The sequence below is a fragment of the Streptomyces sp. NPDC107454 genome, from assembly GCF_055582885.1.
The window spans coordinates 272373-299262 of sequence record NZ_JBVJPA010000001.1 but is presented as its reverse complement, the minus strand read 5'-3'; the positions used below and the strand labels follow the sequence as shown (position 1 = coordinate 299262).

Below are 26890 nucleotides of genomic sequence, written 5' to 3'. Positions count from 1 at the left end.
GTCGGTTGACCGGGGCCCCTTCGCCGTACGTCCGTGCGGTGGCGGTTACGCCGTCTTCTGCTCGCCCGGGCCGCGCCCGCGGGCGTCGCGCGGGATCAGCGTCGGGTTGACGTTGGACAGGACGACGTCCGCCGTGATGACGACCCTCGCCACGTCCTTCCGCGAGGGAACCTCGTACATCACCGCCTGGAGGACCTCCTCCATGATGGCGCGCAGGCCGCGCGCGCCGGTCTGGCGGAGGATCGCCTGGTCGGCGATGGCTTCCAGGGCCTCGCGCTCGAAGTCCAGCTCCACGCCGTCGAGTTCGAACAGGCGCTGGTACTGCTTCACGAGCGCGTTGCGCGGCTCCACGAGGATCTGGAGGAGCGCCGGCCGGTCGAGGTTGTGGACCGAGGTGATGACGGGCAGCCGGCCGATGAACTCGGGGATCATGCCGAACTTCACCAGGTCCTCGGGCATGACGGCCTCGAACTGGTCCTTGGACTCGAGCTCGCGCTTGGAGCGGATCGTCGCGCCGAAGCCGATGCCCTTGGCACCCGCCCTCGACTCGATGAGCTTCTCCAGGCCCGCGAAGGCGCCGCCCACGATGAACAGGACGTTCGTCGTGTCGATCTGGATGAACTCCTGGTGGGGGTGCTTGCGTCCGCCCTGGGGCGGAACGGAGGCCGTCGTGCCCTCCAGGATCTTGAGCAGCGCCTGCTGGACGCCCTCGCCGGACACGTCTCGCGTGATCGACGGGTTTTCGCTCTTACGGGCCACCTTGTCGATCTCGTCGATGTAGATGATGCCCGTCTCGGCCTTCTTGACGTCGTAGTCGGCCGCCTGGATGAGCTTCAGCAGGATGTTCTCGACGTCCTCGCCGACGTACCCCGCCTCCGTCAGCGCCGTCGCGTCGGCGATGGCGAACGGGACGTTGAGCATGCGTGCGAGCGTCTGGGCGAGCAGAGTCTTGCCGGAGCCCGTGGGGCCCAGCAGGAGGATGTTGGACTTCGCCAACTCGATGGCGTCGTCCCGGTTCTGACCGCCGCCGTTCTCACCGGCCTGGACCCGCTTGTAGTGGTTGTACACCGCGACCGAGAGGGCTTTCTTGGCCGACTCCTGGCCGACCACGTACCCCTCGAGGAACTCGTAGATCTCGCGGGGCTTCGGGAGCTCCTCCCAGCGGACCTCGCTCGTTTCCGCGAGTTCTTCTTCGATGATCTCGTTGCAGAGATCGATGCACTCGTCGCAGATGTACACACCGGGGCCTGCGATGAGCTTCTTGACCTGCTTCTGGCTCTTGCCACAGAACGAGCACTTGAGCAGATCGCCGCCGTCACCGATGCGTGCCACGGTGTGCTTCCCCTTCGCCTGGGAGACGCCTAGGTCCAGCGGCTCCTGGTGCTGCCTTATGTCCGACGGTACCTTGCCGAGCCCCCCGTTCGGGCCCCCCTTGGCACGGTTCACTTTGTCGTGAACCGCGCCAACGGGCGACAGACGAGCGGCAGACGATACAGCGATACGTCAGACGATCGCGGAACTGTTCATCTTGCGGGTGGAGATGATCTGGTCGATCAGGCCGTACGCGAGCGCGTCCTCAGCGGTGAGGATCTTGTCGCGCTCGATGTCCTCGCGGATCTTCTCGATCGGCGTGGTCGAGTGCTTGGCCAGCATGTCTTCCAGCTGCGCGCGCATCCGGAGGATCTCGTTCGCCGCGATCTCGAGGTCCGAGACCTGGCCGCGGCCGGTCTCGCTGTACGGCTGGTGGATCAGCACACGGGCGTTCGGGAGCGCCATGCGCTTGCCCGGCGTGCCGGCGGCCAGCAGGATCGCGGCGGCCGAGGCCGCCTGACCCATGCAGACCGTCTGGATGTCGGGCTTCACGAACTGCATCGTGTCGTAAATGGCCGTGAGGGCCGTAAACGAGCCACCGGGGCTGTTGATGTAGACCGAGATGTCACGGTCGGGGTCCATCGACTCCAGGCACAGCAGCTGCGCCATGACGTCGTTGGCGGAGGCGTCGTCGATCTGCACGCCGAGGAAGATCACGCGCTCCTCGAACAGCTTCGCGTACGGGTCGTACTCACGCACGCCCTGCGAGGTGCGCTCGACGAAGCGCGGGATGACGTAGCGGGACTCCGCACGAGGACCGGTGTACTCGGCCTGCGTGCGGGCGTAGAGGCCGCTGCCGGGGAAGTCGTTCACTGTGTCTCCTGAAGAGCCTGTAAGAGCCTGGGGCGGTCGGCTGGGGGCGCTGGAGGGCCGTCTGCGCCGCTCCGGGGCACGGGGAGTGCCCGGAGAGCGGCAGAGGGGCCACGCGCCGCCCTGGGGGGCGCTGAGGGGCTTACGCCGCCCCGGTGCCGCCACCGCCCGGCATACCGGCAGCGGTGGGCATGATGTCGTCGATGAGGCCGTACTCCTTGGCCTCGATCGGGTCGAACCAACGGTCGCGGTCCGAGTCACGAGTGATCTGCTCGACCGTCTGACCGGTGTGGAAGGAGGTCAGCTCGGCCATCCGCTTCTTGGTGTGCAGCAGCCGCTCGGCGTGGATCTTGATGTCCGACGCGGAACCCGCGAGGCCTGCCGAGGGCTGGTGGATCAGGATCTCGGCGTTCGGCAGGGCGAAGCGCTTGCCGGGGGTGCCCGCGCTGAGCAGGAACTGACCCATCGAGGCCGCCATGCCCATGGCGATCGTCACCACGTCGTTCTTGATGTACTGCATGGTGTCGTAGATCGCCATGCCGGCCGTGATCGATCCGCCGGGGCTGTTGATGTAGAGGTAGATGTCCTTGTCCGGGTCGGAGGCAAGGAGCAGCAGCTGCGCCGTGATCTTGTTGGCGATGTCATCGTCGACCGCCTGGCCGAGGAAGATGATCCGCTCGCCGAGCAGTCGGTTGTAGACCTGGTCGCCGAGGCCACCACCGAAGGGTTCGCCGGCAGCTGTGGGCATCAGATTCGTCACGTATCCACCTGCTCGTCTTACGACGGCGCCGGGCCGTCTCACGTCTTCTGCTGGGGGCGTGGGACCCCGGTGCGACAACCGCCCGGGGCGGCTTCGGGGACTCCCCTGCCCTCGTATTCATGGACCCTAACGCGCGGGTCCCTCCGGGGAATCCCGCAGAAGGAACTGTTCGCTGTGAGCGCATGCGCTCCGCTGGGTTGGACAGGGGGTTTGGCGGGGCTGCGCCCCGTCGGGGGCGCGGGGAACTGCGCGAGCGACCCACCACAAGCCGCACCCGCCGATGGACCGTCCGTGGCAGACGCGCCTGCGGCCCTGTGGGGGCTGAGCGCGCAGTTCCCCGCGCCCCTGAAGGCCGACGGCCCCCGGGGACACAAGTGTCCCCGGGGGCCGTCGTACAGCTGCTGAAGCGCCGCCGGCTTACGCCTCGGGCTTCTCCTCGGAGGCCTCGTCACCGTCGGTGACCTCGGCGACGACCTCGGTGGCCGACTCGGTCTCGTCCTCCTCGTCGTCGAGGTCGACGACCTCGCCGTTGGTGTCCTTGACCGTGGCGGCCTCGACGACGACCGCGAGGGCCTTGCCGCGGGCGACCTCGCCGACCAGCATCGGGACCTGGCCGCCTTCGACGACCGCCTGGGCGAACTGGTCGGGGGACATGCCGGAGGAGGCCGCACGCCGCATGAGGTGCTCGGTGAGCTCCTCCTGGTTGACGTTCAGCTTCTCCTTGTTGACGAGCTCGTCAAGGACGAACTGGGTCTTGATGCCCTTGATCGCCGCTTCCTTGGTCTCGGCGTCGAACTCCTCCTCGGTCTTGCCCTGGATCTCCAGGTACTTCCCGAGGTCGAGGCCCATCTGGCCGAGCTGGTGGTGCTCGAGGTTGTGCTTACGGGTGTTGATCTCGTCCTCGAGCAGCTTCTCGGGGACCGGGACCTCGACCAGCTCGAGCAGCTTCTCCAGGACACGCTCCTGGGCCTGCGTGGCCTGGTCGTACTGCTTCATGTTCTCGAGGCGCTTGCGGCTGTCCGCCTTGAGCTCGTCGAGGGTGTCGAACTCGGAGGCGAGCTGCGCGAAGTCGTCGTCGAGCTCGGGCAGTTCGCGCGCGGCGACCTGGGTGACCTTGACGGTGACCTCGGCCTCCTTGCCGGCCGCCGAGCCGCCCTTGAGCTCGGAGGCGAAGGTGGCCTCGCCACCGGCCTCCAGGCCCTTCACGGCCTCGTCGATGCCGTCCAGCAGCTCGCCGGAGCCGATGGTGTAGGACACGTCGGAGGCGACGCCGTCCTCCAGCACCTCTCCGTCGACCTTGGCCTCCAGGTCGATCGTGACGACGTCGCCGTCCTGGGCGGCGCGCTCGACCGGCGAGGTGGACGCGAAGCGCTCACGGAGCTCCTCGACGGCCTTCTCGACGTCCTCGTCGGCGACCTCGACTGCGTCGACCTCGACCTCGATGCCGGAGTAGTCCGGGATCTCGATGGTCGGGCGGACGTCGACCTCGGCGGTGAAGTTCAGCGTTTCGCCGTCCTTCAGCTCCGTGATGTCGACCTCGGGCTGGCCGAGGACGTTCAGCTCAGCCTCGTTGACCGCTTCGGTGTAGAACTTCGGGAGCGCGTCGTTGACGGCCTCTTCGAGCACGGCGCCGCGACCGAACCGCTGGTCGATGACGCGCGCCGGGATCTTGCCCTTCCGGAAGCCCTTCACCGTGACCTGCTGGTTGATCTTCTTGTACGCCGCGTCGAGGCTGTCCTTGAGCTCCTCGAAGGGCACCTCAACAGTGAGCCGAACCCGAGTCGGGTTCAGGTTCTCCACGGCGCTCTTCACGGTTCGGTCTCCTTGTGGCTGACTTCTTGGGGGTACTGCTGCGGGGTTCTGCTGTTTGTTTCTGCCGAGATCAGGCAGAGCCTCAGCGGATTCGCGGCCCTTGAGAGACGTAACAGTGCAGACACACGGGCGCGCAACCTGCATAGTAACCGCAGGCGGTACACGCCCCAAAAGGCGATCTTGCGATCCCGGCCATCGACTGTCGGGCATCTGTTCGCTCGCCTGATCCGTCACCTGACGTGTCGCCGGAACCGGCTGGTGGTCGGGGTGGCGGGATTTGAACCCACGGCCTTCCGCTCCCAAAGCGGACGCGCTACCAAGCTGCGCCACACCCCGTCGGTGCGACACGTAGGGTACATGCCCGGAGACAGCGCGGCTGCCGCATTTCACGAGCGTCCGCGGGGCCGCGGAACGGGGTGTGCGGGGACGGGGTCCGACCCGCTACGATGCCTCCTGTGCCGGGGTCACTGACCTGCGGTGCTCCCTGTGCGGGCGTAGCTCAATGGTAGAGCCCTAGTCTTCCAAACTAGCTACGCGGGTTCGATTCCCGTCGCCCGCTCCATACGGCTCGGGGCCGGGCCGGAGGATCGCTCCTCCGGCCCGGCCCTGATCGTTTTCCGGGCGGGTCGGATCGCCGGTCGTTTTGTCCACCGGTCGGATCACCGATCGTTTTGCCGGTCGTTCCGCCGACCGGTCGGATCCCGAGGGATTTCCCGGTCGGCCGAATCGCTGATCGAGCCGGTGTGGAGAGCGCGGTCGACCCGGGGCGCGGCCGTCGGGTCCGCGTCCACGAATGGGGGCGGTGAAGGCGCCGGCCCGTCCCGCCCGGAGATCAGAACCAGGGATCAGAAACTGATCGAGTTGATCGTCTGTGCTATCGAGTCCAGGAACCGCTGGATGGACGGAGCCATTCCGGTCGATGCGAGGAAGAAGCCGAAGAGCACCGCGACGATGGCGGGCCCCGCCTTGATCGATCCCCCTCGGATCAGCACCACGAGGATGATCGCCAACAGCAGTACCACTGACAGCGAAATGGCCACAACTGATCACACCCTACGGTCGGTCCGCTCTCCCGGCCCGGGGGTGCAGCCCCACACACCCCCGCCAGAACCATCGTGCCACCAACGCGGCCCCCGTATGCCGCAGGTGACGCATCGTCGGCCAGGGCCGCCTGGGAACCGCACTCCCCCACCCTCCCGTGGCGGACCAACTGCGCGACCCCGTACGGTAATTCGACCGTACGCCCGCATGGGAAATTCCGAGGGATCGCTGCCGTGTCCACACATCCCGTTTGCAGGAATTTCCAATTGTTGCCACAGGCCCGGCGAGAAATCCCCCGAGGGCGCCCGGAAGATGACCCCGAAGACACCGAAGAATGGACATTTCACCAGAGTCGCCCGCGAGTGTTATGCACCAATTAGTCGTGACGAATACGGACAGAACGGCACCACAACTGTCGTGCGCGGTAAGGGGAAATCGTCAAATCCTGGGGTACTCGAAACGTTACTCACGGACGAACTCACACGTGATAGGCAGGAATAACGTCAGGAGTTTTACGAAGACACACAGACAACGCTAGGGTGCCTCAGATGTTCCACGCCGCCTCGTCCCCCGCAAGAGCAGCAAGGTCCTGGATCGTCTCCCCCGCTCCCTCCGCTCCCCGCGGTTTCTGGTGGGAGGCTTCGTGACGAACTCGCTCCACCCGAACGGTCCCCGTCGAACGCCGCTCCCCCCGGCAGAGCGGCCTGTGGAGGGGGTGCCGACCGCGCGCTCGGCCCCGAGCCTGCCGTCCGACCGGACTTCGAAGCCGGCCGGCGCCACGGCCGCCACCGCCCCCACGGCCGCCACCGCCACCCAGCCCGGCAAACCGCGCGACGCCTTCTTCGACAACGCCAAGTACCTGGCGATCGTGCTCGTGGCCATAGGCCATGCCTGGGAGCCCCTGAAGGGTCAAAGCCGCATCCTCGAAGCCGCGTACATGGTCGTGTACGCCTTCCACATGCCGGCCTTCATCATCATCTCCGGCTACTTCTCCCGCAGTTTCGACATGCGCGCCGACCGGCTCAAGCGCCTGGTCACCGGCGTCGCCGTGCCGTACGTCGTCTTCGAAGTGGCGTACGTCCTGTTCAAGCGCTGGGCCGACGACGATCCCTCGCTGCCGGTCAGCCTGCTCGACCCCTGGTTCCTCACCTGGTTCCTGTGCGCGCTGTTCATCTGGCGGCTGACGACGCCGCTGTGGAAGCTGGTCCGCTGGCCGCTTCCGCTCGCGCTCCTCGTGGCCATGCTCGCGACCACCTCGCCGTCCATCGGTGACGACCTGGATCTGCAGCGGACGCTCCAGTTCCTGCCGTTCTTCGTGCTGGGCCTGTGCATGAAGCCCGAGCACTTCCAGCTGGTGCGCCGCCGCGAGGTGCGCATCCTGTCGGTGCCGGTGTTCGCCGCCGCGCTGGTCGTGAGCTGGTGGGCGGTGCCGCGGATGAACCCCGGCTGGTTCTACCACCGCGACAGCGCCCAGGAGCTGGGTGTCCCCTGGTGGGTCGGCCCCGTGATGGTGCTCGCCCTCCTCGGCTGCTCGCTGGTGCTCACCGCGTGCTTCTTCGCCTGGGTGCCGCGCCGCAGGACGTGGTTCACGGCGCTCGGCGCGGGCACGCTGTACGGCTATCTGCTGCACGGTTTCCTGGTCAAGGGCGGCGACTACTGGGGCTGGTTCGACCACAAGTGGCTGCACCGGCCGCTCGGCGAGATCTTCGTGACCCTCGTCGCGGGCGTGGCCGTCACCCTGCTGTGCACGGCGCCGGTCCGGCGGGTCTTCCGCTTCGCGATGGAGCCCAGCATGGAGTGGGCGTTCAGGCGGGACGCCACGGAGCTGGCCCGCGAACGAGCCAGGACCCCGGCGTAACCACCGTCGGCCCGGTACGACCACGGTCGGCCCGGCACGGCCGCTGTCAGCCCGGCGGCAGTCCCAGCAGCGCCCGCAGCGCGGCGTACTTCTTGGTCAGCCGCGCGCGGGTGTGCTCGTCGAGGACCGCGAGCCGGGCCGGATCGGCGTTGTGCGCCAGGTCCGAGGCTTTTACCACGAGAGCTCCCGGAGTCGTACGAATGCGTTTCGCGTACGACTCCGGGGGCTCTCCCTCGCGTTTGGTCAGCGCGAGCACGATGTCCTTCGTCCGCCCGGTCAGCGCGGCCTCGCGCAGCCAGTCCTCGGAGAGCACGTCGTCCTCGACGGCGTCGTGCAGCCAGGCCGCCGCGATCTGCTCGTCGTCGCCCCCGCGCTCACGGACCCCGTCCGCGACGGCCTGCAGGTGCTCGGTGTACGGCCGCCCCGCCTTGTCGGTCTGGGCGGCATGCGCCGTACGGGCGAGGGCCTCTATTTCGGCCAGGGTCAGGAGAGTCTGCGTCACCCCTCCAGTGTCTCCCGCCGCAGCGCCGCGCGGGCGGGGACGGTGACCGCCGTCAGACCGAGCATGACAACCGCCCCGGCGAAGGACCCGTACAAAAGGGGCGGGATGTACGGTCCCTGCCCGGTCAGCCCCTTCATCATCGGCACCAGCGTGGCGAGCGCGATGGCCGTACCGAGGACGATGCCGGCCAGGGCGACCAGCAGGGCCTCCCAGCGGATCATGCGCAGCACCTGGCGGCGGGTGGAGCCGATCAGCCGGAGCGTGCCGAGTTCGTCGCGCCGGTCGAGGACCGTCATCACGAGGGTGTTGGCGGCGGCGACGGCCGCGAATCCGCCGAGCACCGCCGCCATCACGGTGTTCGCCCACGCGTTGAGCGCGCGGTCCCGGGACTCGGCGACGGTGTGGTCGGCGCGGCCGAGGACCGTGCCGAGCCCGGAGAGACCGGCCGCCGTGCCGCCCTTCGTCCAGATCTCGCTGTCGAAGGAGTCGGTCACGTGACGCGCCAGGTCGGCCCTCGCGAACGTGACCTGGGACAGCCCCAGGCCCCGGCCGTACGTCGCCACGAGCGTCGGGGACACCCTGGTGCCGTCGGGCAGGCGGAGCGCGAGCCGGTCGCCCACCTCGGCGTGGGCGCTGTCCGCGAGCGAGGCGTCCATCGCGACCTCGCCCGGTTTCAGGGAGAGGGCGCCCTGCCGGACGTCCAGGTCCTGGACGGCGGCGAGTTCCCGCACGGATCCGGTGACCCCTTGGGCGGTGGCCGACTCCAGTGAGCCGCTCACCGGCACCAGTACCGCCGTCTTCAGCAGGCCCACGGCCGAGGTCACGCCGGGCGTGCGGGCGGCCCGTGCCACCGCGTCCGGGGCGAGACCGGTGTCCGAGGTGACGATGTGATCGGCGACGATGCCGCGGCGCTGCTGCTCCTGGGTGGCCCGCTCCTCGCTCGTGTGCATGAACACGAGCACCGAGGAGAAGGCCATGGCGAGCACGATCGGGGTGATCGCGGAGGCCAGTCGGCGGGCGTTCGTACGGGAGTTGGCGGCGGCCAGCGCGGCGGAGGCGCCCGCGCCGCGCAGCGGCAGCCCGAACAGGGCGGCGCAGACACGCGCCACCAGCGGTCCGAGCAAGGCCACCGCCAGCATGAAGAGCATGACCACGCCGAGCGCCGCGTTGGCCGCGTCCTCGCCGGTCAGGGAGGCGGCGAGGCCCGCGCAGACGAAGCCGCCGGCCGCCGCCGCGAGCCCCAGCGGCGTACGGATCCAGCCCGGCCGCAGCCGTTCCACGGACGCTTCGCCGAGCGCGAGCCCCGGTTTGATCCGCGAGGAACGGCGGGCCGCCATGTAGCCCGCGAGCAGCGCGGTGAGCAGCACGGTGCCCACGGCGGTGAGCAGCGGGATGTACGAGACGGACAGTTCGACGGTCTCGGGGACCGCGCCCTTGTCCTTCAGCTGTCCGAACCACCAATGGGCGAGGCCGATACCGGGGAGGCAGCCGACCGCTCCCGCCGCGGGGGCCACGAGCAGGGCCTCGGTGGCGATCGTGCGGCGAATCTGCCGCGGGGTCGTGCCGATGGCGCGCAGCAGCGCGAACTCACGGCGGCGCTGGCCGACCGAGAGGGCGACGGTACCGGCCGCGGTGAAGACGGCGACCACGGTGGCGACGCCCCCGAAGGAGCCGCCGAGCCCGGTGAGCAGTTCCCTGGCCTCGGCGAGCGAGGCGTTCTCGACGGCGCCCCGGTCGTCGCCGGTGTGCACCCGCGCGCCCGAGGAGGCGCCGAGGGCCCGCGCCACCTGGGACTTCAGTGTCTCGGCGCGGACGCCGTCCTTGGGGAGGACGGCGATGGCGTCGACCCGGCCCGGGTACGCGGAGAGGCGTACGGCCTCGGCGTCGGCGAACCAGACGGTGGGCGTCGGCTGTGGGGCGGTCGTGCCGGAGACACGGAAGGTGTGGGGTCCGTCGGCGGTGGTGAGCGTGACGCGGTCGCCGACGGCCCTGCCCCGGGCGTCGGAAAGGACGACCTCACCGGGGCCGGGGGCGCGGCCGGACACGACCTTCTCGCCGGTGAAGGCCGTGGAACCCCAGCCATGCGCGGTACGGGCCTCGTGTGCGGTACCGGTCGTGTGCGCGGTACCGGTCGTGTCCGCGTCGGCCTGGACGGGGAAGGTCACATCGGCGACCGCCGTACGCGCTCCCGGTACCGAGGCGGCCTTCGCCACGAGGGAGTTGTCGAGGCGGGCCCGGTCCGGGACCTGGGTGGTCTCGTCCTCGCGGTCCTCGCCGTGGCCGCTGACGAGATGGGCGCGCTGGTCGGCGGCGACGACGACCGGGGCATGGGCGTAGCGCTGGGGCGGCACGGATGCCCGTACGCCCGTCTCCAGGAGGATGCCGCAGGCCGCGACGACGAGTGCGGCCATCGCGAGCGCGACGAACGTGCCCACGAAACCGGCGGGCCTGAAGCGGAGGGCGGCGCGGGCGAGACCGTTGGGGAGGCGTGCGGACCTGGTCATCAGGCTGCCGCTCGGGCGTACGCGGGGGTGGTGAGCGATGTCATGCGGGCGGCGATGTGCTGGGCCGAGGCGCGTTCGAGGTGGTCGGCGATCGAGCCGTCGGCGAGGAACAGGACGCGGTCCGCCCAGGCGGCGGCCGCCGGATCGTGGGTGACCATGACGACCGTCGAGCCGAGGCCGTCGACGGCTCCCCTGAGCAGGCCGAGGATCTCGGCGGCCGTGGTCGTGTCCAGGGCTCCCGTCGGCTCGTCCGCGAACACCACGTCCGGGCGGGTGACCAGGGCGCGGGCGATCGCGACGCGTTGCTGCTGGCCGCCGGAGAGCTGGCCGGGGCGGCGGCGGGCCTTGTCGGCGAGGCCGACCTGGGCGAGGACCTCGGCGGCGCGGTGGCGGTCGGGGCGGTGGCCCGCCAGGCGGGTGGGGAGGACGACGTTCTGTTCGACCGTGAGGGAGGGGAGGAGGTTGAAGGCCTGGAAGACGAAGCCGAGGCGGGTGCGGCGCAGGGCGGTCAGCTTGTTCTCGCTCATGCGGGTGATGTCCGTGCCGCCGAGGTGGACGGTGCCGGCGGTGGGGCGGTCGAGGCCGGCCGCGCACTGGAGGAACGTGGACTTTCCGGAGCCCGAGGGGCCCATGATCGCGGTGAAGCTGCCGCGGGGGAGGGCGAGGTCGAGGCCGCGCAGGGCGTGGACGGTGTTGCCGCCACGGCCGTACTGACGTCGTACGCCGCGGAGTTCGACGGCCCAGTCGGTGGTCGGACCCGGGTCGGCCGCGACCGCGTTCGCGTGTTCGTGGCGCTTCTTCCGCAGGCCCATGAGGGGTCCGTCCTTCCGCCGCATTCGTCTGTTCGCTCGGGTGATGTCTCGAACGTACGGATGTGGAGGGGGGTGGGACCATGAGGCGGACCGCCGACTCCTGGTGGGGAGAACCCCACCCGCCCGCGGGCGGGACGCGGAGTCGTCAGCGGATTGCCGTGGCGCCGTCCCGGCAGATCAGGAGGAGGGCTCGGTCGTCGTTGACGTCCTTGGCGACCGCCTCGATGAGGTGCCACGCGGCGCCGTGGAAACCGCCCGCGACATAGCGGTCGGCCTCGCCGGTGAGGCGGTCGATGCCCTCGACGATGTCACGGTCGGAGGTTTCCACCAGACCGTCCGTGAAGAGCATCAGGACGTCCCCAGGTCGCAGGGAACCCTTGACGGGGTCGAACTGGGCACCGTCGTACACCCCGAGGAGCGGCCCCTCCGCGGCCTTCTCCTCCCAGCGCCCGCTGCCCGCGCTGAGCTGAAGGCCCGGCGGGTGCCCGGCGGAGAAGAGTTCGTAGTCGCCGGAGTCCAGGTCCAGGACCAGATGGATCGACGTGGCGAAGCCCTCGTCCCAGTCCTGGCGCAGGAGGTAACCGTTCGCGGCGGGCAGGAAGGCGTGGGGTGGGAGCGATCCCAACAAGCCGCCGAATGCTCCGGAGAGGAGCAGGGCGCGCGACCCCGCATCCATCCCCTTTCCGGACACATCGGTCAGAACGACTTCGAGCGTTCGGCCGCTGTTCGTACGTGCGGCCACGACGAAGTCCCCCGAGAACGACTGACCGCCCGCCGGGCGCAGCGCCATCTCCCGGTGCCAGCCCAGCGGCAGGCCCGGCAGCTTGCTCTGCACCCGGATGCGTTCGCGCAGGTCGAAGAGCATGGTGCCGCCGCGCCGCCAGGGCACGCCGACCCGGCTGCGGAACTGGGCGATCAGCAGGCCGAAGAAGCCGCAGGCCGCGACCACCAGGACCACACCCGGGGTGACCCGGGAGGGGCCCTCGGTGTACGGGCCCAGCTTCACCGACTCCACTATCAGCGCGGTGGCGGCGGCCGCGTACAGACCGAGCAGGCTGGCGGGGCGCAGCAGAAGGCCGCCCGCGACGATCGGCAGGACCAGCGCGGCCGGGGAGCACCAGACCGAGTTCATCAGCGTCGTGGCCGCGATCACGGGGATGGTCAGCAGCAGACCGGCCAGTGCGATCCAGTCCGAACCGTCGCCGCGGAAGTAGTCGACGGCGGATCTGCGCACGCCGGTGCGGGCCCGGTGCCACTGCTTCTTCAACCGGGCCGTGAACGTCTCGGCTTCCGCGCGCCGCTCTCGTCCTGCTGCCATTAGTTCGGGACCCTATCCATCGGACCAGGTGCTTGGCACGGGAGGTCCCACTTGTCCCCCGTCCGAGCGCTCAACATCACAGTGCACGCCGCCTCCGGAGGTGGGGGAAATTCCCTCGCTCGTACCGCATTGCCCTGGTAGTCATGGCGTATGACGACTGACTTGCGGGTGTTGCGGCAGCCCGAGTGGGACACGTGGTACGACAACCTGGTCCGCGCGTTCGGGGGCGTACCGGAGTCGTCCGAGGAGCGCGAGGTGATGAACGCGCTCACAGAGTACGACCGTTTCCTGGGGATCTGGGACGGCGACCAGTGCGTGGGCACCGCGGGGGCGTTCTCCTTCCTGGTCACCGTCCCCGGCGGCACCTCCGTACCGGCCGCGGGCATCACGATGGTGAGCGTCGCGGCCACCCACCGGCGGCGCGGGCTGCTCAGTTCGATGATGCGGCGGCAGCTGGACGACATCCGCTCATGGGGCGAACCGCTGGCCGTACTGACCGCGTCGGAGCCGGTGATCTACGGCCGGTTCGGCTACGGCATCGCGACCCACCAGTACAACGTCGAGATCGACACGACCCGGGTACGTCTGTCCGTACCGCCCGGCACCGATGACGTACGTCTGCGGTACGCCGCGCCCGCCGATGTGCTCGACGCCTGCGAGGCGGTGTACGCGCGGCTGGTCCCGGGCCGGCCCGGGATGCTGGCGCGGCGGCCCGACTGGGACCGGGCGATGCTGCTTGACCCGGAGAGCGAGCGGGACGGGGCGTCGCCGTTGCAGTGCGTGGTCGCCGAGCGGGACGACGAGGTCGTGGGCTACGCCCGGTTCCGGATCAAGCAGGACGGCGACCACCGCGGGGCCGGGTTCACCGTCCGCCTCGACCAACTGGAGGCGCTCGACCCGGCGGCGCACGCGGCGCTGTGGCGGTTCCTCTTCGAGATCGACCTGACGTCCACGCTGCACGCGTACGGTCGCCCCGTCGACGAGGCGTGGCAGTACATGGTGTCCGACATCCGCCGCTGCGCGGTGCGGATGCGGGACGCGCTGCATGTGCGGCTCGTGGACGTCGGTGCCGCGCTGGAGGCGCGGACGTATCAGGCGCCGGTGGACGTGGTGTTCGAGGTGGAGGACGTGTTCTGCCCCTGGAACGAGGGGCGTTGGCGGCTCACCGGGGACACCAAGGGCGCGACCTGTGTGCGTACGTCGGACACCGCCGATCTCGCGCTGTCCGTACGGGAGTTGGGGGCGGCGTATCTCGGCGGGGTGTCCCTGGCCTCGCTCGCGGCGGCGGGGCGGGTGCGGGAGTTGCGGCAGGGCGCGCTCGCGGAGGCCTCGGTGGGCTTCTCGTCGACGGTCGCGCCCTGGTTGCCCCACGGGTTCTAGCCCCAGGGGGTCGATCCCAAGTTCAGCTCTTCTGGCAGGCCGGGCACCAGAAGAGGTTGCGGGCGGCGAGACCGGCGGTGCGGATCTCGCCGCCACAGATGTGGCAGGGCAGGTCGGCCCTGCGGTACACGTACACCTCGCCGCCGTGGTCGTCCACGCGCGGTGGGCGGCCCATGGCCTCCGGGGTGTGTTCCGGGCGGACGGTGTCGATGCGGTTGTTGCGGACGCCCTCGCGCATGAGTGCCACCAGGTCCGTCCAGATCGCGTCCCACTGCGTCGGGGTGATGTCCTTCCCCGTGCGGTAGGGATCGATGCCGTGCCGGAAGAGGACTTCTGCGCGGTAGACGTTCCCGACGCCCGCGATGATCTTCTGGTCCATGAGGAGGGCGGCGATCGTCGTACGGCTGCGGGAGACGCGGTGGTACGCCGCCGACGGGTCCGCGTCGGCGCGGAGGGGGTCCGGGCCGAGGCGGGCGTGTATCGCCTGCTTCTCGTCGTCCGTGATCAGGGCGCAGGTGGTGGGGCCGCGGAGGTCGACGTACGACGTGGCGTTCGCGAGGCGGAGGCGGACCGTGTCGGTGGGGGGCGGGGCGGGGGCATCGCCGAAGTTCACCTTGCCGAAGAGGCCGAGGTGGATGTGGATCCAGTCGGCGGCGCGGAAGGCGAGGAAGAGGTGTTTGCCGTGGGCGTCGGCGTGTTCCAGGGGGGTGCCGTCGAGGAGGGCGGCGGCGTCGGTGAACTTGCCCTGGGGGCTGGTGACGCGGGTCGGCCCGCCGCCGAATCTGGCCTCGTAGTCCTCGGCCAGCCGGTGAATCGTGTGCCCCTCGGGCACGGGGTCCTCCTCGTGCGGCAGTGTCTTCCACGGCGTCGACGGCTCGGGGGTTGTTGTTCCGCCCCCGCCGCCCCTACCCGTCCCATCCCCAGGGGCTCCGCCCCTTCAACCCCGAACCCCCGGGGGCTGCCGCCCCCTGCACCCCTGCGGGCATCCGCCCGGACCTCCCCCATCGGCCTGAACGGCCTCGTCCTCAAACGCCGGACGGGCTGAGTGATGCGGGCCAGGGTGAGGGCTTTCAGGGGCGCGGGGAACTGCGCCACCAGCCCCACCGGCCCGCGGCCGACGAACGAAGGACGGCCGGGGAACCGGGGCGCAGCCCCGATCCCCCAGGGGCGCGGGGAACTACGCGAACAACCCCCACCCACCCGCGGCCGACGAACGACGCGCGACCGGGGAACCGGGGCGCAGCCCCGATCCCTCAGGGGCGCGGGGAACTGCGCGAGCAACCCCCACCCACCCGCGGCCGACGAACGACGGACGGCCGGGGAACCGGGGCGCGGCCCCGGGCCTGTAGAGGCGTGGGGAAGCCCCGCTCGCCCTCGGTCGAAGGCTCAGGCCTGCTGGGGGTGGTGGGGCGGGATGGGCGGGAGGTCGCCGGTCTTTTCGTACGCCGACAGCATGTCGATGCGGCGAATGTGGCGCTCGTCACCGGAGAACGGCGTGGAGAGAAAGACCTCCACGAACTTCGTCGCCTCCTCCTGGGAGTGCATCCGCGCACCCACCGCCACCACGTTGGCGTCGTTGTGCTGCCGCCCCAGCGACGCGGTCTCCTCGCTCCAGGCGAGCGCGGCACGAACCCCGTCCACCTTGTTCGCCGCGATCTGCTCCCCGTTCCCGGAGCCGCCGATCACGATGCCGAGCGCCTCGGGATCGGCCGCCGTACGCTCCGCCGCGCGGAGGCAGAACGGCGGGTAGTCGTCCTGGGCGTCGTAGATGAGGGGCCCGCAGTCGACGGGCTCATGCCCGGCGGCCTTGAGCCACTCGACGAGGTGGTTCTTGAGTTCGAGACCGGCATGATCAGAGCCGAGATACACGCGCATGGTCCGAGTGTGACACGGCCGTTTCGGACCGACCTCGCCGGGTGTCGCCAGCGAAAACTGTGAGCAAGGCTACAAACCTCAAGGAAACCTCAAGTAACGATCTGGATTCAAAGGTTCACGAATTCCTTTGCCTCCGATTCACTGGACCGGCTCGTTACAGGGTCCCTACAAGGACCCGCTCGGGCCCGTACACCGCTCGTACGGGAATCTGCTCACCCGGCGCAAAGGAATCCCCCTCATGACCTCGCAGCCGACCCCCACAAAGGCCGCAAGCGGCCCCGGAGGCCCCGGAGAACCCGGTTCGGGCCTCCAGGCAGGCCTCAAGAACCGTCATCTGACCATGATCGCCATTGGTGGCGTCATCGGAGCCGGCCTCTTCGTGGGCTCCAGCTCCGGTATCGCCACCGCGGGCCCCGGAATCCTCCTCTCCTACGCCCTCGTCGGCACGCTCGTGGTGCTGGTGATGCGGATGCTCGGCGAGATGTCCGCCGCGAACCCCACCTCCGGTTCGTTCTCCGCACACGCGGACCGCGCGCTCGGGCGCTGGGCCGGTTTCTCGATCGGCTGGCTGTACTGGTTCTTCTGGGTGGTCGTGCTGGCCGTCGAGGCGACCGCGGGAGCCAAGATCCTCGAAGGGTGGATGCCCGGCGTACCGCAGTGGGGCTGGGCGCTCATCGTGATGGTCGTGCTCACCGCGACCAACCTGGTCTCCGTCGGCTCGTACGGCGAGTTCGAGTTCTGGTTCGCCGGGATCAAGGTCGTGGCGATCGGCGCGTTCGTCATCGTCGGCGGACTCGCGATCTTCGGCGTGCTGCCGGGTGTCGACGCCCCGAAGGCCGGCCTGGGGAATCTGACCGAGCACGGCGGCTTCCTGCCGCACGGGCCCGGCGCGATCCTCACCGGCGTGCTCCTCGTCGTCTTCTCCTTCATGGGCAGCGAGATCGCGACCCTCGCCGCCGGTGAGTCCGAGGACCCGCAGCGGGCCGTCACCAAGTCCACCAACAGCATCATCTGGCGCATCGGCGTCTTCTACCTGGGCTCGATCCTCGTCGTCGTGTCCCTGCTGCCGTGGAACGACCCCTCCATCAAGGACAAGGGCTCCTACGTCGCAGCCCTCGACTCCCTCGGCATCGCGCACGCCGGTGAGATCATGAACTTCATCGTGCTGACCTCCGTGCTGTCCTGCCTGAACTCCGGCCTCTACACGGCCTCCCGGATGGCGTTCTCGCTCGGCGAGCGCGGCGACGCGCCCAAGGTGTTCGCGAAGACCACCTCGCGCGGTGTCCCGATGGCCGCGATCGTCGTCTCGGTCGTCTTCGGCTTCGTCGCCGTCTTCTTCAACTACAAGTTCCCGGACTCGGTCTTCCTCTTCCTCGTCAACTCCTCCGGCGCGGTCGCCCTGTTCGTCTGGCTGGTCATCTGCTTCTCGCAGCTGCGGATGCGGAAGATCATCCAGCGCGAGGCGCCGGAGAAGCTGGTCGTGAAGATGTGGCTGTACCCCTACCTGACCTGGGCGACGGCCGCGCTGATCGTCTTCGTCCTCGGCTACATGCTGACCGACACGGAACACGACGGACGCGAGACCGTACTGCTGTCGCTGCTCGTCGCCGCGGTCGTGCTCGCGATCGCCGTCGTGAAGCAGAAGCTCGGCGGCTCCGCGGCGACCGAGCCCGCGGGCGTCGGCGCGCCGGTGGGCGCCAAGGAGCCGGTCGACGCCGCGTCGGAGGCCTGAGCACGCGGACGCGGATTCCGGCGGAATCGGTAACGGGGAGGGGCCCGGCGGCAGCTGCCGCCGGGCCCCTCCCCGTTCACAGGGGCGTGAAGCTCTTCTTGACCGCGTCGTAGACGGGGAGCGCGGTCGCCTCGATGTCGGGGTGGTACCAGGTGCTGATCTCGTACGACGTGCCGCCGGAGCGGAAGCCGAGCAGCCGGACGTGCCAGAGCCTGCCCCTGGCCGTGACGGTGTACTCCCAGACGACCGCGGGCGCGCCGCGGAACGTGGTGCGCTCCAGGCGGATCCGGCGGTAGTTCAGACCCTTGCTGGTGCCCACCTCCGCCTGCTGCCACTGCGCCAGCAGGTCACCCCGGGCCGGGGTCGCGTTGGCCACGATCTCCTGCGCGCGGTCGGGCGAGGTGTAGTGCACCTCGGAACCGCTCTGCGCCACCCGCTGCCAGCCCTGCGGCGGCACCCACGCGTACAGTCCGGCCTCCTTCCGGGCGCCCGCCGGCAGGCTCGGCGGGCGTGACGTGCCGTCGACGGTGGGGGGTGGGGAGGAGGGGTCGGTGGAGGAGGTCCGCGTGGAGTTCGGCGACGTCGACGAGGCCGATGGCGAGGTCGAATCCGAGGTCGAAGTGGAGGCGCCGGTCGTGTCGTGGGAGGAGCCGCCCGTCTGCGTCATGACGAGCCCGACGACGGTTCCCACGATCACCACACCACCGGCGGCGGCCAGGCCCATCCGGCGCCGGCCCCGCCGTGGGACGGAGGGCACGGCAGGGCCGGGGAACTCGCCCGGCGGCATGACCACCGCGCGGGAGACCGTGGTGTGCGTGGCGAGGGAGGGGGGTTCGGGAAGCGGTGAGGGTGCGCTGGGCTCAGGGGCGGGGGCGGGTGTGGGTTCGGGGGCGAGGGTGGGCGCGGGTGGGGGTGGGGGTTCGGGGGTTGGATCGGGTAGGGGGGCGGGCTCCGGGATGGCGTCCTGTACGGGGTCCGGCTCGGAGGCTGGTTCGGGGGGCGGCTCGGGGGCTCGCCGGGGCGGAAGGTGTTGCGCCGCGCGTATGAGGCTCACATCCAGGAGCGCGCGCGTGGGCGACTCCTGGTGGAACGGGGGGACGGGGGGCGGCGTGGCTTCCGGTGCCTCAGGCATCCCCGACGTCCCCGGTACCTCCGGCATCCCCGGCGACCCCGGAGTCCCCGGCAACCCCGGAGTCCCCAGTACATCCGGAGCCTCGGCCGCCCCTCCCACCTCCGACGTCTCGGATGCCTCTGACATCGCGGATGCCTCTGGCGACTCGGATGCCCCCGGTGCCTCCGTTATCTCCCGCGCCTCTGCCGCCACCGATGGTTCCCGCGCCTCTGGCACTTCCGGTGATTCCGGTGATTTCGCTGATTCCGCCGCCGGTTCGGGTACGAACCCCGCTTCCGGGGACTCGGTCTCCTCCGGTCGGGGGAAGGCGATCGGGCGCAACGCCGTCTCGAGCTCCGCCAGACCCGGTCGGGTCGACGGCTCCTTCTCCAGCAGGGCGGCCAGGATCTCCCCCAAGTCACCAGCCGTGGAGGGGAGTTCAGGCTCCTCGTACAGGACCGCGTGCAACGTCGCCAGGGTGGTCGAACGGGAGAACGGAGAGCGGCCGCCGAGGGCCGCGCAGAGCGTCGCCCCCAACGACCAGACGTCGGACGGCGGACCCTGGGGGCGTCCGGAGACACGCTCGGGTGCCATGTAGTCCGGAGAGCCGACCAGCATGCCGACCATGGTGAGCGCCTCCGCGTCCTGGAGCGCGGCGATGCCGAAGTCGGTGAGGACGACACGATGTCCGCGCCGTTCGACCAGAACGTTGCCCGGCTTGATGTCCCGGTGGAGTACTCCCCCGGCGTGCACCTGGCGCAGGGCCGCGACCAGTTCGAGTCCGATACGGGCCGCGGCGGGCGGGTCGAGCGGTCCGTCGTCGACCACGAGTTGTTCGAGGGAACGGCCGGCGACGAGTTCCATGACGATCCACAGCCGCTCGCCCTGGTCCACGACGTCGTAGATGCGCACGACGTTGGGATGGTCGATCCGGGCCGTGGCCCTGGCTTCGCGCAGGGTGCGTTCGCGGCGGGTTCGGGTGTCCTCCGGGTCGAGTCCGTCGATCCGCATTTCCTTGACGGCGACCTGCCGGTCGAGCATTTCGTCGGTGGCTCGCCACACCCGCCCCATTCCCCCCTGGCCAATACTCTCGGCCAGCCGATATCGACCCGTCACCAATAATCCCGGAACACCGCCACTCGTATTCCCCGTCAATCCCCTGCACCCCCTCAACACCCGCCACAATCGTCCACCACAGCAGAAACACAATGGTCACACTTCATGCCGTACCAGCATAGTGCGGAGAAATCTTGTGGTACCTCTTCAAGTACTGCGAATTCAGGCGCAGCCAAGGGGGGCGAACATGAGTTCTCGTCACACGACGACCATCGCGGGATCGCTGCTCACGGCATCTTTCTCGGCCGTGATGATCCTTTCCTTCACCGCCGTCGCGGACGACCAGGGACCGGGGAGCAGCAAGGGGGGAAAGGCCATGGACCCGGCGCCTGCGGGGGTGAAGCTGACCACGCTGCTGCCCGAGAAGATCTCGGTGGACAACAGCTCGCACGAAACGGCGCTGACCGCCACGGTGAAGAATGAGGGAACCAAGGACAGCGGAAAGATCCGGCTTTTGGTGGTCGGATTCGACGGCCTACAGGTCAAGAGCGTCAAGGGTTGTTCCGCCATGGCGGACAAGGATCTGCCCAAGGGTTCGAACAGTGGATTCGTGTGCGATGTCGGCAATCTCGCGGCCGGAAAGTCGCAGTCGTACGCCGTCGCCGCGACCTTCGATCTGAGCAAGACCGGAAAGATCTGCCTGCCGGTGCAGGACAGCGCCGGAAAGAAGACGTTCTGGCAGCAGGGCCCGGTGCCGTTCGGTACGACGAACCCGTCGCCGAACGCTCCGGCCACTCCGCTGCTGCTCGACACCGAGAACAAGCCGGTGACACCGGGCGGTGACCAGTTGCCCAAGACCGGCGCCGGGAGTGACCTGCTGCCGCTCGGCGCGGCGGGGGCGGCGCTCGTCTCCGTCGGGGCGGCGGGAATGTGGTGGGCCCAGCGGCGGCCCCGCCGGCAGCCGCAGTCGTGAACGCAAGAGGCTCGCCGGGTCGTACTGGGAGTACGACCCGGCGAGCCTCTGGCGAGGGGACTACGGCCTCAGCGGTCGAGGAACTTCCAGGCGGTCGGCAGGACGCCCATCGCCAGCGCCGCCTTCAGGGCGTCGCCGATCAGGAACGGGGTGAACCCCGCCGCGAGGGTCGCGCTCAGCGACATGCCGGTGGCGGCGGCCAGGTACGGGAGGCCGGCCGCGTAGATGATCGCCTCGCCCAGCAGCATCGTGCCCGCGGTGCGCAGGAACGAGCGGTCGGCGCCGCGGCGGGCGAGGGCGCCCACGGCGGCGGAGGCGAGCATCATGCCGAGGATGTAGCCGAGGGACGGGGCGGCGGTGCCGGAACCGCCGTCGGCGAACCACGGCATGCCGGCCATGCCGACGAGGGCGTAGAGCGCGAGCGAGAGGAAGCCGCGGCCCGCGCCGAGGGCCGTGCCGACGAGGAGCGCGGCGAAGGTCTGGCCGGTCACCGGGACCGGGGAGCCCGGCACGGGCAGGGAGATCTGCGCGGCGAGGCCGGTGAGGGCCGCTCCGCCGAGTACGAGGGTGATGTCCCTGACGCGGGAGGCCGGGAGCAGGTCGGCGAGGACCTCGCCGGGGCGGATGCCTTGGCGGGGGGTGGCGGCAGCGGTGCTCATGGGGACTCCGGCGGGTGACGGGGGGGTCGGGACACGGTGACGCTATCCCAGGGGGGCGGGTGGATCACCGTGTGCGATCGACAAAGCGGGGATCCGGGACTTGGTGGAGCCCTTACAAAGGAGGCCGCATACACCTATCGGGGCGTGATGCTGGTCACTGAGGTGGGATGGTTTTGTCCGCGGAGAGGTCCGAGCGCGGCCTGTAGGGTCCCGCCAATTCGCGCCGCTGGGCGTCTTCGTCCGTCCGCGGGTGGGTGGGGCCGGTCGCGCGGTTCCCCGCGCCCCTGGGAGCTCGGGCGGACCGACGGTCGGGAGACGGCTCCTCTGGCCGGAATCGGGGGGAGACCTACTCTTCAGGGCATGGTTGCCCAGGCTGAGAACTTCGCGTCGCGTCGCCATGTCGACCTGCGACGCCAGGGCACCGCCACCTGTCGCCCCGGGTAGGGCGGGCGGAGCGCATCCGGCTCGCCACGACGCGACCGTTTCGGACACGCTCCCCAGGAAGCGCCATGCCTCGTACCTCCCTGGCTCTCTCCCCTCCCGCGACACCCCACCGCGCCACCGCCGGAGACCGCCGCCGCACCAGCGCCGGCGTCATCCTGCGCTCAGTCCTGGAACACGGCCCGGTGGCGCGCAGCACCGTCGCCCGGCTGACCGGCCTCTCCCCTGCCTCGGTGACCGACTACTGCGCCCGGTTCACTCCGGCGGCGAGGCCCAGCGCGCGGCCCTGGCCCGCTCGCTCGTCCGTGAGCTCGAACTCCTGCTGACCGACGAGCCGTTCGGCACGCTGGACGCGCTGACCCGGATCCGGATGCACGTCCTGCTGCGCGAGCCGTGGGAGCGCCACCGGCCCTCCGTGCTGCCAGGCCTTCTGCGCGGACCTCAAGTCCCGTACGGCGGCGGCCGGCCGGTACCCCGAGCACATCAAGGTGCTGCCCGGCATCGTCCCGGTGCTCGGCTCGACGCGGGCCGAGGCGCGGGCGAACGAGCAGATCCTGGAGGACCACATCGTGTACACGCACGGCGTGGACCGTCTGGAGCACCTGCTGCAGCTGGAGCCCGGAACGCTGGCGTTGGACGCCCAGCTCCCCGCGGACCTGCCTCCCGAGGACGTCATCGAGGGCGCCAAGAGCCGCTGCACCCTCGTCGTCGAACTCGCCCGCCGCGAACGGCTCACCGTGCGGCAGCTGATCGGGCGGCTCGGCGGCGGGCGCGGGCACCTCACCTTCGCCGGCACGCCGGAGCAGGTCGCCGACGCGATCGAGGAGTGGTTCACGCGCGGCGCCGCCGACGGCTTCAACATCATGCCCGCCGTACTTCCCTCCGGCCTCGGTCTGTTCGTCGACCACGTCGTCCCGGTCCTGCGCGCCCGCGGCCTGCTCCGCACGGAGTACGGACCGCGCCGGACCCTCCGGGAGCGCTACGGCCTCCCCCGCCCCGCCAACCAGTACCTCCAGCCCGCGCTCGCCTGAAAGGACCCCGCAGGTCCCTCGAGATCAGCAAGGTCACCGCGCACACAGGCGCCCGGGTCTCCGGCGTAGACATCTCCAAGCCGCTCGACGACGAACAGGTCACCGCGATCCGCGAGGCCCTCGACGTCCACAAGGGCGAGCGCGGGCGCGCCAACCACTGGCACACCGACGTGACCTTCGTCCCCAACCCGCCCCAGGCCAGCACCCTGCGCAGCATCACGATCCCGCCGTACGGCGGCGAGACCCTGATCGCCAGTTCGGCGGCCGCCTACCGGGACCTGCCCGCCCCGCTGCGCGCGCTCGCCGACACCCTGTGGGCCGAGCACACCAACGACTACGACTACGCGGTGCCCGACGAGCAGATCGACGAGGAACAGGCCGCCCAGCGCGCCCGGTTCACGTCCATCAGGTTCCGTACCGCCCATCCCGTCGTCCGGGTCCGCCCTCCCCCAAGCTCTCGGCTTCGCTCGAGCAGGGGGGACCCCATCCGGTGAGCGCGGGCTGTTCATCGGCGGGTTCGCGCAGCGGATCGCCGGGCTGTCGGTGGGCGAGTCCCGCAAGCTGCTCGACCTGTTCCAGTCGTACGTCACCCGGCCGGAGAACATAGGGCAAGGAGAGCTACTCGATCGAGGGCGACACCTCGCACTACACGTCCGTGGCCGAGTAAAGGAAATCTCACGCTCCGTACCACGGGTGTCCGCATAGTGGGCAGCCTCTCCCGCTGAGCGGAGAGGCTGCCCAGACTGTGGGCGCTTTTGCCCACTCGCACGTAAGGGACCACCCGCTCTCATGTCCCGCACCACCCTCGACACCCCACCCACCGCTCCCGACGCACCCGCTGCGCTGTCCCACGGCCTCAAGCAGCGCCATCTGTCGATGATCGCCCTCGGCGGTGTGATCGGCGCCGGCCTGTTCGTGGGGTCCGGCGCGGGGATCGCCGCCGCCGGACCGTCGATCGTGATCGCGTACGCGGTCTCCGGTCTGCTGGTCATGCTGGTGATGCGGATGCTCGGCGAGATGTCCGCCGCGTATCCGTCCTCGGGCTCGTTCTCGGCGCACGCCGAGCGGGCGATCGGACCGTGGGCGGGCTTCACCGCGGGGTGGTCCTTCTGGGTGCTGCTCTGCACGGCCGTGGGGCTGGAGGGGATCGGGGCGGCGAAGATCGTCACCGGCTGGCTGCCGGGTACGCCCGAGTGGGCCTGGGTCGCCCTGTTCATGGTGGTCTTCTGTGTCGCGAACCTCGCCGCCGTGAAGAACTTCGGCGAGTTCGAGTTCTGGTTCGCCGCGCTGAAGGTCGGCGCGATCAGCCTGTTCCTGGTGCTGGGTGTGCTGGCCGTCGCGGGCGTGCTCCCCGGCACAGACTCCCCTGGCACCTCGAACCTCACCGGCCAGGGCGGCTTCCTCCCGCACGGCAGCGAGGGGCTGGTCGTCGGTCTGCTCGCGTCGGTCTTCGCGTACGGCGGTCTGGAGACGGTCACCATCGCGGCGGCCGAGTCGCAGGACCCGGTCCAGGGCGTCGCGCGCGCCGTCCGTACGGCGATGTGGCGCATCGCGCTCTTCTACATCGGCTCCATGGCGGTCATCGTCACGCTGGTCCCCTGGGACTCGAAGGAGGTCGTCGAGAAGGGCCCCTACGTCGCCGCCCTCGACCACCTGGGCATCCCCGGCGCCGGTCAGCTGATGAACGTGGTCGTGTTCGTCGCGCTGCTCTCGGCGATGAACGCCAACATCTACGGCTCCTCGCGCATCGCCTATTCGCTGGTGGAGCGCGGCCAGGGCCCGAAGGTCCTCGGCAGGGTCTCGGCCGGGGTCCCTCGGGTCGCGGTGCTCGTCTCCTGCGTCTTCGGCTTCGTGTGCGTGCTGCTGAGCTACTGGCGGCCGGACGACGTCTTCCCCTGGCTGCTGAACATGATCGGCGCGGTGATCCTGGTCGTGTGGATCTTCATCGCGGTCTCGCAGCTGCTGCTGCGGCGCCGGGTGGAGCGCGAGGCACCGCAGAAGCTGGTCGTGCGGATGTGGCTGTTCCCGGCGCTGACCTGGGTGGCGCTGGCCGGCATGGCCGCGATCTTCGTCCTGATGGCCCGGCAGCCGGACACCCGGGTGCAGCTGTACTCGACGGGCGGCATGACGCTGTTCCTGGCGGCCGTCGGATACGCCTGGCAGCGGGCACGCGCGGCCCGCTGACCGTTCCCGCTCCCCCGAAAGACCCTCGTGCGACCTGCACGAGGGTCTTTTTGTTGCTAACGTGCAGTTGCAAGTTATGTGCAATAAGGTCTTACGAGGCCGGAGGGGACCCCGACATGCCCGTCTACACGCTCCCTGAGCTGCCGTACGACTACGCCGCGCTCGCACCCGTGATCAGCCCCGAGATCATCGAGCTGCACCACGACAAGCACCACGCGGCGTACGTGAAGGGGGCCAACGACACGCTGGAGCAGCTCGCTCAGGCGCGTGACAAGGAGTCGTGGGGGGCGGTCAACGGTCTGGAGAAGAACCTGGCCTTCCATCTCTCCGGCCACATCCTGCACAGCATCTACTGGACGAACATGAGCGGGAACGGCGGCGGTGAGCCCCTCGCCGTGGACGGTGTGGGAGAGCTCTCGGACGCGATCACCGAGTCGTTCGGTTCCTTCGCCGGGTTCAAGGCGCAGCTGACGAAGGCCGCCGCGACCACCCAGGGCTCCGGCTGGGGCGTCCTCGCCCACGAGCCGCTCAGCGGTCGCCTCGTCGTCGAGCAGATCTACGACCACCAGGGCAACGTGGGGCAGGGCTCGGTGCCGATCCTGGTGTTCGACGCCTGGGAGCACGCCTTCTACCTCCAGTACCGCAACCAGAAGGTCGACTTCATCGACGCGATGTGGCAGGTCGTCGACTGGCAGGACGTGGCCCGGCGATACGAGGCGGCCAGGTCCCGCGCGAACGTCTTGCTGATCACCCCCTGAGGCAGATGAAAAACGTCCTGCTCGTGATCGTCTTCTCACCTTTCACGTGGCAGGCGGAGAAACGGAGGGCCCCCGCGAGGACGTGACTCGCGGGGGCCCTCCTGTGTACCCGGCCCGCGTCACTCGCAGGGCACGTTGAGCGACAGCAGCGCGGCGGCCCCGTCCGTCATGCGCAGTTCGGTGACCGCGGCGTTGCGCAGCCGCGGGAGGACCCTGCGGTACTCGCCCAGCGGGATGGACAGCAGCGAGCAGAGCACCAGCCGGAGCAGCGTGTTGTGGGCGACGACCAGGACGCGTTCGCCGTGGTGCGCGGCCTCGATCCGGCGCAGGACGGCCGCCCCGCGGGCCGCCGCGGTGCGCGGGTCCTCCGCCTCCGGGAAGGGGTACGACACCGGGTCGACCCGGAACGCCTTCGCCCGGGCCGGGTTCTCGGCCTCGAACTCGGCGAGAGTATGGCCCTCCACCACCCCGAAGTCGCATTCGCGCAAGGCGGGTTCGCGGTGCGCGGTGAGACCGAGGGCGCGGCAGGCGGGCTCGGCCGTGGCGACGGCGCGCGAGAGGGTCGACGTCCAGACGGCGTCCACGGGGTGCGCGGCGACCCAGCGGCCCAGCGCCTCGGCCTGGGCGTGGCCCTCGTCGGCGAGGGGGACGTCGCTCACTCCGGCGTAGCGGTTCTCGGCATACCAGACGGTCCGGCCGTGCCGGGCGAGCAGCAGGGTCGTGCTCACTGAGGTTGCGGGACTCACGGCGCTGTGGGTCATGTTCGTCGTACTCATGACCCGCCAGTATTCCCGCCGGGGCGCGCTCGCGTGCGCGCTCCGGCGGAAGCCCGCCGTCCGGGTCTGTTCGGCACTGCCGCGAAGGCCCCGTGAGGAGCGAAAAGGAGCCTCACGGGGCCTTAC

At 70.0% G+C, this 26890-nt stretch carries 20 protein-coding genes, 2 tRNA genes and 5 pseudogenes; 12 read left to right on the top strand and 15 right to left on the bottom strand.

Translation table 11 applies throughout. The annotated features are described in order from the left end of the window. Window positions 1–45: 45 nt before the first annotated feature. From clpX to ACZ69M_RS01290, 5 genes are all read right to left on the bottom strand, one after another. A complete protein-coding gene (gene clpX / locus ACZ69M_RS01310; RefSeq protein WP_054231969.1) occupies window positions 46–1332 on the bottom strand; it encodes an ATP-dependent Clp protease ATP-binding subunit ClpX in 1287 nt (428 codons plus the stop codon). Between the two features lie 171 nt (window positions 1333–1503). Next, entirely contained in the window at window positions 1504–2184 is a 681-nt protein-coding gene (locus tag ACZ69M_RS01305) for an ATP-dependent Clp protease proteolytic subunit (protein ID WP_054231896.1), read from the bottom strand. Window positions 2185–2323: 139 nt separating this feature from the next. Continuing rightward, a complete protein-coding gene (locus ACZ69M_RS01300) occupies window positions 2324–2929 on the bottom strand; it encodes an ATP-dependent Clp protease proteolytic subunit (protein ID WP_266421778.1) in 606 nt (201 codons plus the stop codon). A gap of 429 nt (window positions 2930–3358) precedes the next feature. Continuing rightward, window positions 3359–4753 (bottom strand): trigger factor, encoded by a 1395-nt coding sequence (tig, locus tag ACZ69M_RS01295; protein ID WP_470045888.1) that lies wholly within the window; start codon window positions 4751–4753, stop codon window positions 3359–3361. 259 nt (window positions 4754–5012) lie between these two features. Beyond that, a tRNA-Pro gene (locus ACZ69M_RS01290) sits at window positions 5013–5089 on the bottom strand. A 152-nt stretch (window positions 5090–5241) separates the two neighbouring features. Here ACZ69M_RS01290 and ACZ69M_RS01285 point away from each other — a divergent pair. Next, a tRNA-Gly gene (locus tag ACZ69M_RS01285) sits at window positions 5242–5315 on the top strand. 283 nt (window positions 5316–5598) lie between these two features. Here the strand turns inward: ACZ69M_RS01285 and ACZ69M_RS01280 are convergent. Then, window positions 5599–5793: a hypothetical protein gene (locus ACZ69M_RS01280; protein ID WP_054231893.1), complete on the bottom strand. Its 195-nt coding sequence runs from the start codon at window positions 5791–5793 to the stop codon at window positions 5599–5601. Window positions 5794–6437: 644 nt separating this feature from the next. Between ACZ69M_RS01280 and ACZ69M_RS01275 the strand changes: the two genes are divergently transcribed. Beyond that, complete coding sequence (locus ACZ69M_RS01275) at window positions 6438–7652, top strand: acyltransferase family protein (protein ID WP_470045887.1); 1215 nt, start codon at window positions 6438–6440, stop codon at window positions 7650–7652. Between the two features lie 46 nt (window positions 7653–7698). Here the strand turns inward: ACZ69M_RS01275 and ACZ69M_RS01270 are convergent, their stop codons facing one another. From ACZ69M_RS01270 to ACZ69M_RS01255, 4 genes are all read right to left on the bottom strand, one after another. Next, on the bottom strand, window positions 7699–8154 hold the full coding sequence (locus ACZ69M_RS01270) for an HD domain-containing protein (RefSeq protein ID WP_470045886.1): 456 nt from the start codon (window positions 8152–8154) through the stop codon (window positions 7699–7701). Continuing rightward, the gene (locus ACZ69M_RS01265) at window positions 8151–10658 is read right to left on the bottom strand and encodes an ABC transporter permease (protein ID WP_470045885.1); all 2508 of its coding nucleotides are present in this window, start codon (window positions 10656–10658) and stop codon (window positions 8151–8153) included. Before ACZ69M_RS01265 ends, ACZ69M_RS01270 begins: the two co-directional genes overlap by 4 nt. After that, the gene (locus tag ACZ69M_RS01260; RefSeq protein ID WP_470045884.1) at window positions 10658–11470 is read right to left on the bottom strand and encodes an ABC transporter ATP-binding protein; all 813 of its coding nucleotides are present in this window, start codon (window positions 11468–11470) and stop codon (window positions 10658–10660) included. The genes ACZ69M_RS01265 and ACZ69M_RS01260 overlap by 1 nt, the downstream gene beginning before the upstream one ends. 145 nt (window positions 11471–11615) lie before the next feature. Further along, window positions 11616–12788 (bottom strand): PP2C family protein-serine/threonine phosphatase, encoded by a 1173-nt coding sequence (locus ACZ69M_RS01255; RefSeq protein WP_470045883.1) that lies wholly within the window; start codon window positions 12786–12788, stop codon window positions 11616–11618. A gap of 150 nt (window positions 12789–12938) precedes the next feature. On the opposite strand from ACZ69M_RS01255, the gene ACZ69M_RS01250 reads away from it, so the two are divergent. Continuing rightward, entirely contained in the window at window positions 12939–14168 is a 1230-nt protein-coding gene (locus ACZ69M_RS01250) for a GNAT family N-acetyltransferase (protein ID WP_470045882.1), read from the top strand. Between the two features lie 22 nt (window positions 14169–14190). On the opposite strand, the gene ACZ69M_RS01245 is transcribed toward ACZ69M_RS01250, so the two are convergent. After that, window positions 14191–15000: an Fpg/Nei family DNA glycosylase gene (locus ACZ69M_RS01245; RefSeq protein WP_470045881.1), complete on the bottom strand. Its 810-nt coding sequence runs from the start codon at window positions 14998–15000 to the stop codon at window positions 14191–14193. On the opposite strand from ACZ69M_RS01245, the pseudogene ACZ69M_RS01240 reads away from it, so the two are divergent. After that, window positions 14999–15212: pseudogene (locus ACZ69M_RS01240) on the top strand (hypothetical protein); the annotation flags it as partial. The gene ACZ69M_RS01245 and the pseudogene ACZ69M_RS01240 sit on opposite strands and share 2 nt — an antisense overlap. Before the next feature lie 342 nt (window positions 15213–15554). Here the strand turns inward: ACZ69M_RS01240 and ACZ69M_RS01235 are convergent. After that, a complete protein-coding gene (locus ACZ69M_RS01235; protein WP_470045880.1) occupies window positions 15555–16043 on the bottom strand; it encodes a ribose-5-phosphate isomerase in 489 nt (162 codons plus the stop codon). Window positions 16044–16281: 238 nt separating this feature from the next. On the opposite strand from ACZ69M_RS01235, the gene ACZ69M_RS01230 reads away from it, so the two are divergent. Further along, window positions 16282–17775: an amino acid permease gene (locus ACZ69M_RS01230; RefSeq protein ID WP_470045879.1), complete on the top strand. Its 1494-nt coding sequence runs from the start codon at window positions 16282–16284 to the stop codon at window positions 17773–17775. A 76-nt stretch (window positions 17776–17851) separates the two neighbouring features. On the opposite strand, the gene ACZ69M_RS01225 is transcribed toward ACZ69M_RS01230, so the two are convergent. Beyond that, window positions 17852–20005, bottom strand: a complete 2154-nt coding sequence (locus tag ACZ69M_RS01225) for a serine/threonine-protein kinase (RefSeq protein ID WP_470045878.1) — start codon at window positions 20003–20005, stop codon at window positions 17852–17854. Between the two features lie 184 nt (window positions 20006–20189). Here ACZ69M_RS01225 and ACZ69M_RS01220 point away from each other — a divergent pair, with 184 nt between their 5' ends. Next, window positions 20190–20915 (top strand): LPXTG cell wall anchor domain-containing protein, encoded by a 726-nt coding sequence (locus tag ACZ69M_RS01220; RefSeq protein WP_470045877.1) that lies wholly within the window; start codon window positions 20190–20192, stop codon window positions 20913–20915. 68 nt (window positions 20916–20983) lie between these two features. On the opposite strand, the gene ACZ69M_RS01215 is transcribed toward ACZ69M_RS01220, so the two are convergent. Further along, window positions 20984–21574: a biotin transporter BioY gene (locus ACZ69M_RS01215; protein ID WP_470045876.1), complete on the bottom strand. Its 591-nt coding sequence runs from the start codon at window positions 21572–21574 to the stop codon at window positions 20984–20986. 509 nt (window positions 21575–22083) lie between these two features. Between ACZ69M_RS01215 and ACZ69M_RS01210 the strand changes: the two are divergent. The 6 genes and pseudogenes from ACZ69M_RS01210 to ACZ69M_RS01185 form a co-directional block, all read left to right on the top strand. Further along, window positions 22084–22275: pseudogene (locus tag ACZ69M_RS01210) on the top strand (sugar kinase); the annotation flags it as partial. Next, window positions 22275–22436, top strand: a pseudogene (locus ACZ69M_RS01205) (sulfonate ABC transporter ATP-binding protein); the annotation flags it as partial. The pseudogenes ACZ69M_RS01210 and ACZ69M_RS01205, both read left to right, overlap by 1 nt. A gap of 1 nt (window position 22437) precedes the next feature. After that, window positions 22438–23046, top strand: a pseudogene (locus ACZ69M_RS01200) (LLM class oxidoreductase); the annotation flags it as partial. Next, window positions 23043–23713: pseudogene (locus ACZ69M_RS01195) on the top strand (TauD/TfdA dioxygenase family protein). The pseudogenes ACZ69M_RS01200 and ACZ69M_RS01195, both read left to right, overlap by 4 nt. 122 nt (window positions 23714–23835) lie before the next feature. Further along, entirely contained in the window at window positions 23836–25230 is a 1395-nt protein-coding gene (locus tag ACZ69M_RS01190) for an amino acid permease (protein WP_470045875.1), read from the top strand. A 116-nt stretch (window positions 25231–25346) separates the two neighbouring features. Further along, window positions 25347–25988, top strand: a complete 642-nt coding sequence (locus ACZ69M_RS01185; protein ID WP_470045874.1) for a superoxide dismutase — start codon at window positions 25347–25349, stop codon at window positions 25986–25988. Between the two features lie 119 nt (window positions 25989–26107). Here the strand turns inward: ACZ69M_RS01185 and ACZ69M_RS01180 are convergent, their stop codons facing one another. Then, window positions 26108–26764, bottom strand: coding sequence for a histidine phosphatase family protein (locus ACZ69M_RS01180; protein WP_470045873.1), 657 nt, complete (start codon window positions 26762–26764; stop codon window positions 26108–26110). Window positions 26765–26890: the final 126 nt, after the last annotated feature.